Genomic DNA, 8,492 nt, shown 5'->3' on the forward strand with positions numbered 1-8,492 from the left:
TTCCATCGTACCGCCACCCGCCGTGCGACGAAGGAGAAGGTGCCCGGCCCATGACGAACCGTCCGCCGCTGCCCTACGAATTCCTGCCGAAGGTCCCGGCCTTCGAGCTGACCAGCCGTGACCTCACCGAGGGCGCCGTGATGCCGGACGCGCACGTGCACGCGCTCGGCAACGAGTCTCCGCACCTCGCCTGGTCCGGCTTCCCCGCCGAGACCCGCGGTTTCGCGGTCACCTGCTACGACCCTGACGCGCCCACCGGCAGCGGCTGGTGGCACTGGCTGGCGCTCGACCTGCCGGCCGGCACCACCGAGCTGGCCCGCGGCGCCGGCGCCTCCGACGACGCGCTGCCCGGCGGCGCCTTCCACGCCCGCAACGACTTCCCGGGGCACAAGTACGACGGTGCCGCCCCGCCGCCCGGCCCGGCGCACCGCTACGTCTTCGCCGTGCACGCCCTGGACGTGCCCTCGCTCGGGCTCACCCCGGACACCACGGCGGCCGCGGTCGGCTTCAACATCACCTTCCACACCGTGGCCCGGGCGCTGCTGACCGTGGAGTACGCGAGCAGCTGAGCCGCCGTCCGCCGGGCCGCTCCCCGCGGAGGAGCGGCCCGGCCGGGCGTTCGTGCACCGTGCGTTTGTGTGCCGGGCCGTACGGGCGCACCGTGGAGGCATGGACCGCGCCGCGGTGGACTCCAGCTGCCTGCGCTCGGTCGGCCACGACGCCGACCGGCGGGTGCTGGAGGTCGAGTTCGCGGCCGGGACGGTCTACCAGTACCGCGGCGTCCCCGCGGAGGCGGTCGCCGGTCTGCTCGCCGCGGACAGCCTCGGCCGCTTCTTCAACCGGGAGATCCGCAACCGCTACCCGTACCGCCGGGTCAGCCCTGCGCCTGCTTCGCGGACTTCGCCGCCTTGGCGGCCTTCTTCGCCTCCTGCTTGAAGGCCCGTACCTTCACCAGGGACTCCGGCCCGGTGATGTCCGCGACCGACCGGAAGGACCCCTCCTCGCCGTACGCGCCGGCCGCCTCGCGCCAGCCCTCGGGGGTGACGCCGTACTGCTTGCCGAGCAGGGCGAGGAAGATCTGCGCCTTCTGCTTGCCGAAGCCGGGCAGCTCGCCCAGGCGCTTCAGCAGTTCGCGGCCGTCCGAGGCGTCCCGCCAGACCGCTTCGGCGTCGCCGTCGTAGTGCTCGACCAGGTACCGGCAGAGCTGCTGCACCCGGTTGGCCATCGAACCCGGGTAGCGGTGCACCGCGGGCTTCTCGGACAGCAGGGCGGCGAACTCCTCCGGGTCGGCGGCGGCGATCCGGTGCGCGTCGAGGTCGTCGGCGCCGAGCCGCTGAGCGATCGTCCACGGGCCGGTGAACGCCCACTCCATCGGGATCTGCTGGTCCAGCAGCATGCCGGTGAGCGCCGCGAGCGGGCTGCGGCCGAGCAGCTCGTCGGCCTCCTGCTGCTGCGCGAGGTGGACGGTGGTGCTCATCGGGGCGGCCCCAGGGGTGTGCGGAGGGACGGTCGGGACCTCCATCGTCGCAGCCCCGCCGTGGTCACCGGCCGCAACACGCCACCGCCCCGGGAGCGGCGACGCCCGCGCACCGTCGCGGCTGACGGCGGATCGGGATTTCCGATGACCTGCGAGTAGAGATGTCAGCCGGTGTCATAATTCATTCCGCGAACCTCAAATAATGCTCAGAGAATCGTGCCGAATTCAGGCCCGGGGTTACGGAATCCGGATTTCCGGGCTACCTTCCTGCGGGTGTGCGGCCGACCCCCGCCGCACCGGAGAGGCAGCAACGACCATGAGCCCGGACACCACGACGCGCTCGAGCCGGCCCGCCGAGGCCGCCCCCGCCACCCCACCGGGTGCCGCCGGGGACGGCCACCTCAAGGCCGGCCTGAAGAACCGCCACCTGTCGATGATCGCCATCGGCGGTGTGATCGGAGCCGGCCTGTTCGTCGGCTCCGGCGCCGGCATCGCCGCCACCGGCCCCGGCATCCTGCTCTCGTACACCCTGGCCGGCGCGCTGGTCGTCATGGTGATGCGGATGCTCGGCGAGATGGCCGCGGCCGACCCGCAGAGCGGGTCCTTCTCCGCCTACGCGGACCGCGCGCTCGGCCGCTGGGCCGGCTTCACCATCGGCTGGCTGTACTGGTTCTTCTGGGTCGTCGTGCTCGCCGTGGAGGCCACCGCCGGCGCGAAGATCCTGCACAACTGGGTCCCGTCCGTGCCGCAGTGGAGCTTCGCCCTGCTGGTGATGGCCGTGCTGACCGCCACCAACCTGTTCTCGGTCTCCTCCTACGGGGAGTTCGAGTTCTGGTTCGCCGGGATCAAGGTGGTCGCCATCGCGGCCTTCCTGGTGGTCGGCGGCCTCGCGGTCTTCGGCGTCCTGCCGGACACCACGGCGGTGGGCACGTCCAACCTGCTCGACCACGGCGGCTTCCTGCCGAACGGCGTCGGAGCCGTCTTCAGCGGCATGCTGACCGTCGTCTTCGCCTTCATGGGCAGCGAGATCGTCACCCTGGCCGCCGGTGAGTCGCCCGACCCGGCCCGCGCCGTGACCAAGGCCACCAACAGCGTGATCTGGCGCATCGGCGTCTTCTACCTCGGTTCGATCGCCATCGTCGTCACCCTGCTGCCCTGGGACTCCGCAGAGGTCCTCGACAGCCCGTACGTCGCGGTGCTCAAGCACGTCGGCATCCCCGGTGCCGCCCCGCTGATGGACCTCATCGTGCTCACCGCGGTGCTGTCCTGCCTGAACTCCGGCCTCTACACGGCCTCCCGGATGGCCTTCTCGCTCGGGCAGCGCGGTGACGCGCCGAAGGCCTTCGCCAAGGTCACCGGCCGCGGCGTGCCGCTCACCGCGATTCTCGCCTCGGTGGTCTTCGGATTCGTCGCGGTGTTCTTCAACTACGAGTTCCCGGACACCGTCTTCAAGTTCCTGCTGAATTCCTCCGGCGCCGTCGCGCTCTTCGTCTGGCTCGTGATCTGCGTCTCCCAGCTCCGTATGCGGAAGATCATCGAGCGGGAATCCCCGGAGAAGCTCACCGTCCGGATGTGGCTGTACCCGTACCTCACCTGGGCCACGATCGGAATGATCGCCTTCGTGATGGCGTACATGTTCACCACGCACGACGGGCGGATGCAGATGGTGCTCTCGGTGGTCGCCGCCGCGGTCGCGCTGGTCGCCGCCCAGGTGGTCCACCGCCGGCGCAACGCACTCGCCGCCGAATCCTCCTGACGGTCCATCGGGCAGCCTCCGCGATTGCGCCGGGCGGGCGACAGGCGGCCTGTCGCCGCCGCAGCCGCCACCGAGCGGACCGCACGATGAACTGACGAGCAGATGGTCGGCCCCGGCCGGTACTCCCCGTACCGGCCGGGGCCGACCTGCCTCGTCCGTGCGGCCCCGCCGTGCCGCCCACCGCGGCCACCGGACCGCGCGCCACGCGCATCGCAGGCTGACGGCGGGTCGCAGGAGGCTCCGTGCACCGTTCCAGATTCCTCTCGTCCGCGCTCGCCCTCGGCGCCTCGGCGGTGCTGCTGGCAGGCGCCGCGGCCGCCCCCGCGGGCGCCGCGCCACCGGGCCGGGTGACCGTCACCGACCCGGCCCAGTACGTCAACGCCTTCGTCGGCACCAGGCAGGGTGCCCCGGACTTCGGCAACGGCGGCGGCGCCGGCAACACCTTCCCCGGCGCGTCCGCCCCGCTCGGCATGGTGCAGTGGAGCCCCGACACCGCCACCTACCAGCACGGCGGCTACTCCTACGACGACCACCGGATCGCCGGGTTCAGCCTCACCCACATCTCCGGCGCGGGCTGCGGCGACTACGGCACCACCCCGTTCATGCCCGTCCTGGACGGCCGCCCCGCCGCCCACGCGGACTTCTCGCACACCGACGAGAGCACCGCGCCCGGCGCCTACGCCGTCACTTTCGGCAACGGGCTGAAGACCGAAATCGCCACCACCCAGCGCTCCGGCATCGCCCGCTTCACCTACCCCGCGGGCCACACCGCCTCGCTCACCGTGGACGCCGGCAAGGCCTTCAACAACGCCACCGGCTCGATCACCATCGGCGCCGACACCCTCTCCGGCTGGACGGAGAGCGGCGGCTTCTGCGGCACCGGCAACCGCTACCGGGTCTACTTCCACGCCCAGTTCGACCGGCCGTTCAGCAGCGCCGGGATCGTCCGCACCGGCGGCGCCGACCAGGGCACGGTCGACACCGCCCGCCGCAGCGCCACCGGCGCGAGCGAGGGCATCGCCCCGCAACCCGCCCGCACCGAGGAGGACCGCGAGCGCCGCTCCGGTGAGGGCGGCGACCAGCACCCCGACCGGGAGCGGGCCGCCTCCGGCGCGCAGGCCCTGGTCTCCTTCGACACCGGCCAGGACCGCACCGTCACCGCCCGGGTCGGCCTCTCCTTCGTCAGTGCCGACGGCGCCCGCGCCAACCTGCTCGCCGAACAGCGCGGTGCCGCCTTCGACGAGGTCCGCACCGCCGTCCGCGCCACCTGGAACGACCTGCTCGGCCGGATCGCCGTCGACGGCGGCACCACCACCCAGCGGCGCATCCTCTACACCGCGCTGTACCACGCGCTGCTGCACCCCAGCGCGATCAGCGACGCCGACGGCCGCTACCCCGGCTTCGACGGGAAGATCCGCACCGCCCGGCCCGGCCACACCCAGTACGCCGACTTCTCCGGCTGGGACGTCTACCGTTCCCAGGTCCAACTGCTCGCCCTGCTCGACCCGGCCCGGGCCGCCGACGTCGCCCAGTCCGTCACCGACCAGGGCGCGAGCGCCGGCTACCTGGACCGCTGGACGCTCGCCAACGGCGGCACCGGCGTGATGGTCGGCGACCCGCTGCCGATCCTCGCCGCCTCGATCCACGCGTTCGGCGGCACCGACTTCGACGCGGCCGGGCTGCTCCGGATCGCCACCGCCGGCAGCCGCGACACCCGACAGCGGCCCGGCCACAGCCCCTACGACACCATCGGCTACATCCCGGCCGACGCCGGCGGCATCTGGGGCTCCGCCGCCACCACCCTGGAGTACACCAGCGCGGACTTCGCCCTCGCCCAACTCGCCGACCGGATCGGCGACACCACCGCCCGCGACGCCCTGATGCACCGCTCCGCGAACTGGCGCAACCTGATCAACAGCGGCAGCGGCTGGATCCAGCCCCGGGACACCGACCACTCCTGGCCGGACTTCCGGCCCGCCCAGCAGGACCAGTTCGTCGAGGGCAGCGCCGCCCAGTACACCTGGATGGTCCCCTACAACCACCGCGGGCTGTTCGACGCGATGGGCGGCGACACGGCCGTGGCCGCCCGGCTGGACGACTTCTTCGGCGAGCTCAACGGCGGCCCCGACTCCGAGCACGCCTACCTCGGCAATGAGCCCTCGGCCAACGTCCCGTGGGCGTACGCCTACGCCGGCCGCCCCGACCGCACCCAGGACGTGGTGCGCCGGGCGCTGACCACGCTGTTCGCCGACGCGCCGGACGGCGAGCCGGGCAACGACGACCTCGGGCAGATGTCCTCCTGGGTGGTCTGGGCGGCGCTCGGGATGTACCCGCAGGCCCCCGGCAGGTCCGAACTCGTGCTGGCCAGCCCGCTGTTCCCGGGGATCACGATCCGCCGCGGCAACGGCGCGGTGATCGACGTCGACGCGCCCGGCGCCTCCGCCGCCGTCCGGTACGTGCACACCCTCGCCGTGGACGGCGCCGCGAGCACCCGGCCCTGGCTGAGCGAGGACTTCGTCCGCCGCGGCGGCACCCTGGCCTTCACCCTCGCCGACGCGCCCGACCCGGCCTGGGGCAGTGCCCGCGCGGACGCGCCACCGTCCTTCGACGTCGGCCCGGCCCGCCCGGCCACCGGGCCGGTCACCGGCCTCGGCGCCAAGTGCGCCGACGTGCAGGGGGGTTCGACCGAGAACGGCACACCCGTCCAGCTGTCCGAGTGCACCGGCGGCGCCGCCCAGCAGTGGACCACGGCCTCCGACGGCACCCTCCGGGCGCTCGGCAAGTGCCTCGACGTGGACGGCAGTTCGGTCTTCAACGGGGCCGCCGTCCAGCTCTGGGACTGCAACGGCACCGGCGCCCAGCAGTGGTGGCCGCGCGCCGACGGCTCCCTGCTCAACCCGCCCTCCGGCCGCTGCCTGGACCTGCCCGGCAGCAACACCGCGAGCGGCACCCGGCTGCAACTGTGGGACTGCAACGGCACCGGCGCCCAGCGCTGGACCGTGCCCGCCTGACACGGAGGACCGACATGACCGACCAGCCCACCGGCACCGGGGCCGGCGACCGGGAGCGCGCCGACCTGCTGGAGACCCTCGACAAGCACCGCGGCTTCCTCCGCTTCACCGTCCGCAACCTCACCGACGACCAGGCCGCGCAGCGCACCACCGCCAGCGAGCTCTGCCTCGGCGGCCTGATCAAACACGTCACAGGCGTCGAGACCCGCTGGATGCGCTTCGCCGTCGGTGGCGCGACCGCCATGCGCAGCGAACCCGTCGACTGGGAGGGCCAGTTCAGAATGGCCGAGGGCGAGACCCTGGCCGGCCTGCTGGACGCCTACGAGCGGACGGCGGCCGAGACCGACCGGCTGGTCGCGGAGCTGGACCTGGACGCGGCCCACCCGCTGCCGGAGGCGCCCTGGTTCGAACCGGGCGCCGCCTGGTCCGTCCGGCGGGTGCTGCTGCACATCATCGCCGAGACCTCCCAGCACGCCGGGCACGCCGACATCATCCGCGAATCCCTGGACGGGGCCAAGACCATGGGCTGACCGGGCCCGGCGATACCCACCCGCTCACGACACGAGGAGACAGACAGACATGGCCGTGCAACCCGAGGGCACACCCTGCTGGGTCGACGCGATGTTCCACGACGTGGAGGGCGCCAAGAGCTTCTACAGCGCCGTCCTCGGCTGGACGTTCGGCGAGGCCTCGTCCGAATTCGGCGGCTACACCCAGGCCTTCAAGGACGGCAAGGCGGTCGCCGGGGTCGTCCCGCCGATGCCGGGCGAGGAGATGCCCTCCGCCTGGTGCCTCTACTTCGCCTCGCCGGACGCCGCCGCCACCGCCGAGCGGATCCGCGCCGCCGGCGGCGAAGTCATGATGGAGCCGACCCAGGTCGGCGACCTCGGCACCATGGCACTCGCCCGCGAACCCAGCGGCGCGATCTTCGGCGTCTGGCAGGGCGCCGCCCACGAGGGCTTCGAGAAGGTCGGCGAGCCGGGTGCCTACTCCTGGGCCGAGCTCTGCACCCGCGACACGGCCCGCGTCGACTCCTTCCTGATGGAGGTGTTCCCCTACCACGCCCAGCAGATGGACGGCGGGAACGAGATCGACTACCGGGTCTTCACCGTCGGCGAGAACCCGGTGCTCGGCCGGATGGAGATGGGCTCGGACTTCCCCGCCGAGCTGCCGCCGTTCATCAGCGTCTACTTCGGTGTCAGCGACTGCGACGCCGCCGTGGCCAAGGCCACCGAACTCGGCGCCAAGCTGGTCTTCGGGCCGATGGACAGCCCCTTCGGCCGCTTCGCCGCCCTGGTCGACCCGCAGAACGCGGCCTTCGCCGTGATCGACATGGGCCGCACCGCCGGTGAGATGCCCGCGATGACCGACGTGGTCTGACGCCTGCGACGCCCTGCGCCACCCGGCCCCGCCGGCCCGACACCATCCGGGCACCGGCGGGGCCGGTCCGCGTCCGGGCCCGACTGCGGCGGTCCGCACGCGTCCGCGCCCGATCACGCGGGGGAGGCGAACACCTGCGTCCACCAGGGCCCGCCGGCACCGAAGTTCACCCCCACCCCGATCACCGTGAAGTGGCAGTTGAGGATGTTCGCCCGGTGGCCCTCGCTGTGCATCCAGGCGTCCATCACCGCCGCCGGGTCCGGCTGCCCGTACGCGATGTTCTCGCCCCACCAGCCCGGCTGGTAGCCCGCGGCACGCAGCCGGCTGTCGGCGTGCCGGCCCTCCGGGTCCGCGTGCTCGAAGTAGTGCCGCGCCACCATGTCGTCCGAGTGCGCCATCGCCGCCGCCGACACCCTGCCGTCCAGGGTGACCGGGCCGCAGCCGGCCTTCGCCCGCTCCGCGTTGGTCAGCGCCGTCACCTCCTCGGCGAACTGCGCGGCCCTGCCGGTCGGCGCCGAGCCGGTCGGCTGCTTCGCGGCCGCCGCCGGGGCCTTCGACGCCTTGGCGCTCTTCGAGGCCGAGGCCGAGGCGGAGGCGGAGGTGCTCGGCGAGGCCGACGAGGAGGGCGAGGCGGACGGCGACGCGGCGCTCGCCGAGGGCGGGGCGGACACCGGGGCCGGCCCGGCGGAGGAGAGCACCGGCGCCGGCGCCACCTGCACCGAGCCCGCGGACTGGACGCCCGCACCGTCCGAACCGCCCGAGGAGACCAGGGTGTACGCCGCCGAGCAGGCCAGCACCAGCGCGGCGGCCCCGGTCACCGCCACCGCCCGCCGGTTGCCGCCCGCCCGGCGCCGGGACCGGCGGCGCG

Annotated in this window: 8 protein-coding genes and 1 pseudogene; 7 read left to right on the forward strand and 2 right to left on the reverse strand. The window is 73.3% G+C overall.

What is annotated here, in order from left to right:
• Positions 1-50: 50 nt before the first annotated feature.
• Both KSNIM_RS20220 and KSNIM_RS20225 read left to right on the forward strand, forming a co-directional pair.
• Complete coding sequence (locus tag KSNIM_RS20220; protein ID WP_263104609.1) at positions 51-569, forward strand: YbhB/YbcL family Raf kinase inhibitor-like protein; 519 nt, start codon at positions 51-53, stop codon at positions 567-569.
• Positions 570-669: 100 nt separating this feature from the next.
• On the forward strand, positions 670-936 hold the full coding sequence (locus tag KSNIM_RS20225; protein WP_263104610.1) for a KTSC domain-containing protein: 267 nt from the start codon (positions 670-672) through the stop codon (positions 934-936).
• Here KSNIM_RS20225 and KSNIM_RS20230 read toward each other — a convergent pair.
• Complete coding sequence (locus KSNIM_RS20230) at positions 875-1,477, reverse strand: HhH-GPD-type base excision DNA repair protein (RefSeq protein ID WP_263104611.1); 603 nt, start codon at positions 1,475-1,477, stop codon at positions 875-877. The two genes, KSNIM_RS20225 and KSNIM_RS20230, sit on opposite strands and share 62 nt — an antisense overlap.
• A 316-nt stretch (positions 1,478-1,793) precedes the next feature.
• On the opposite strand from KSNIM_RS20230, the gene KSNIM_RS20235 reads away from it, so the two are divergent.
• The 4 genes from KSNIM_RS20235 (at position 1,794) to KSNIM_RS20250 (ending at position 7,624) form a co-directional block, all read left to right on the forward strand.
• Positions 1,794-3,233 carry an amino acid permease gene (locus KSNIM_RS20235; RefSeq protein WP_263104612.1) on the forward strand — a complete coding sequence of 480 codons (1,440 nt, stop codon included), beginning with the start codon at positions 1,794-1,796 and terminating at the stop codon, positions 3,231-3,233.
• A gap of 242 nt (positions 3,234-3,475) precedes the next feature.
• Positions 3,476-6,244 (forward strand): lectin, encoded by a 2,769-nt coding sequence (locus tag KSNIM_RS20240; protein WP_263104613.1) that lies wholly within the window; start codon positions 3,476-3,478, stop codon positions 6,242-6,244.
• 14 nt (positions 6,245-6,258) lie between these two features.
• Positions 6,259-6,774, forward strand: coding sequence for a DinB family protein (locus KSNIM_RS20245; RefSeq protein WP_263104614.1), 516 nt, complete (start codon positions 6,259-6,261; stop codon positions 6,772-6,774).
• Between the two features lie 49 nt (positions 6,775-6,823).
• A complete protein-coding gene (locus tag KSNIM_RS20250) occupies positions 6,824-7,624 on the forward strand; it encodes a VOC family protein (protein WP_263104615.1) in 801 nt (266 codons plus the stop codon).
• Positions 7,625-7,737: 113 nt separating this feature from the next.
• On the opposite strand, the gene KSNIM_RS20255 is transcribed toward KSNIM_RS20250, so the two are convergent.
• Positions 7,738-8,103: a CAP domain-containing protein gene (locus KSNIM_RS20255; protein WP_317634038.1), complete on the reverse strand. Its 366-nt coding sequence runs from the start codon at positions 8,101-8,103 to the stop codon at positions 7,738-7,740.
• On the opposite strand from KSNIM_RS20255, the pseudogene KSNIM_RS20260 reads away from it, so the two are divergent.
• Positions 8,003-8,492, forward strand: a pseudogene (locus tag KSNIM_RS20260) (hypothetical protein); the annotation flags it as partial. The gene KSNIM_RS20255 and the pseudogene KSNIM_RS20260 overlap by 101 nt on opposite strands.

Source organism: Kitasatospora sp. DSM 101779 (assembly GCF_025655475.1).
Lineage (GTDB): Bacteria > Actinomycetota > Actinomycetes > Streptomycetales > Streptomycetaceae > Kitasatospora.

Bases quoted from the DNA above. Each gene is read 5' to 3' on its own strand.
- KSNIM_RS20220 (WP_263104609.1), top strand. From the start codon at position 51: ATGACGAACCGTCCGCCGCTGCCCTACGAATTCCTGCCGAAGGTCCCG.
- KSNIM_RS20225 (WP_263104610.1), top strand. From the start codon at position 670: ATGGACCGCGCCGCGGTGGACTCCAGCTGCCTGCGCTCGGTCGGCCAC.
- KSNIM_RS20230 (WP_263104611.1), bottom strand. From the start codon at position 1,477: ATGAGCACCACCGTCCACCTCGCGCAGCAGCAGGAGGCCGACGAGCTG.
- KSNIM_RS20235 (WP_263104612.1), top strand. From the start codon at position 1,794: ATGAGCCCGGACACCACGACGCGCTCGAGCCGGCCCGCCGAGGCCGCC.
- KSNIM_RS20245 (WP_263104614.1), top strand. From the start codon at position 6,259: ATGACCGACCAGCCCACCGGCACCGGGGCCGGCGACCGGGAGCGCGCC.
- KSNIM_RS20250 (WP_263104615.1), top strand. From the start codon at position 6,824: ATGGCCGTGCAACCCGAGGGCACACCCTGCTGGGTCGACGCGATGTTC.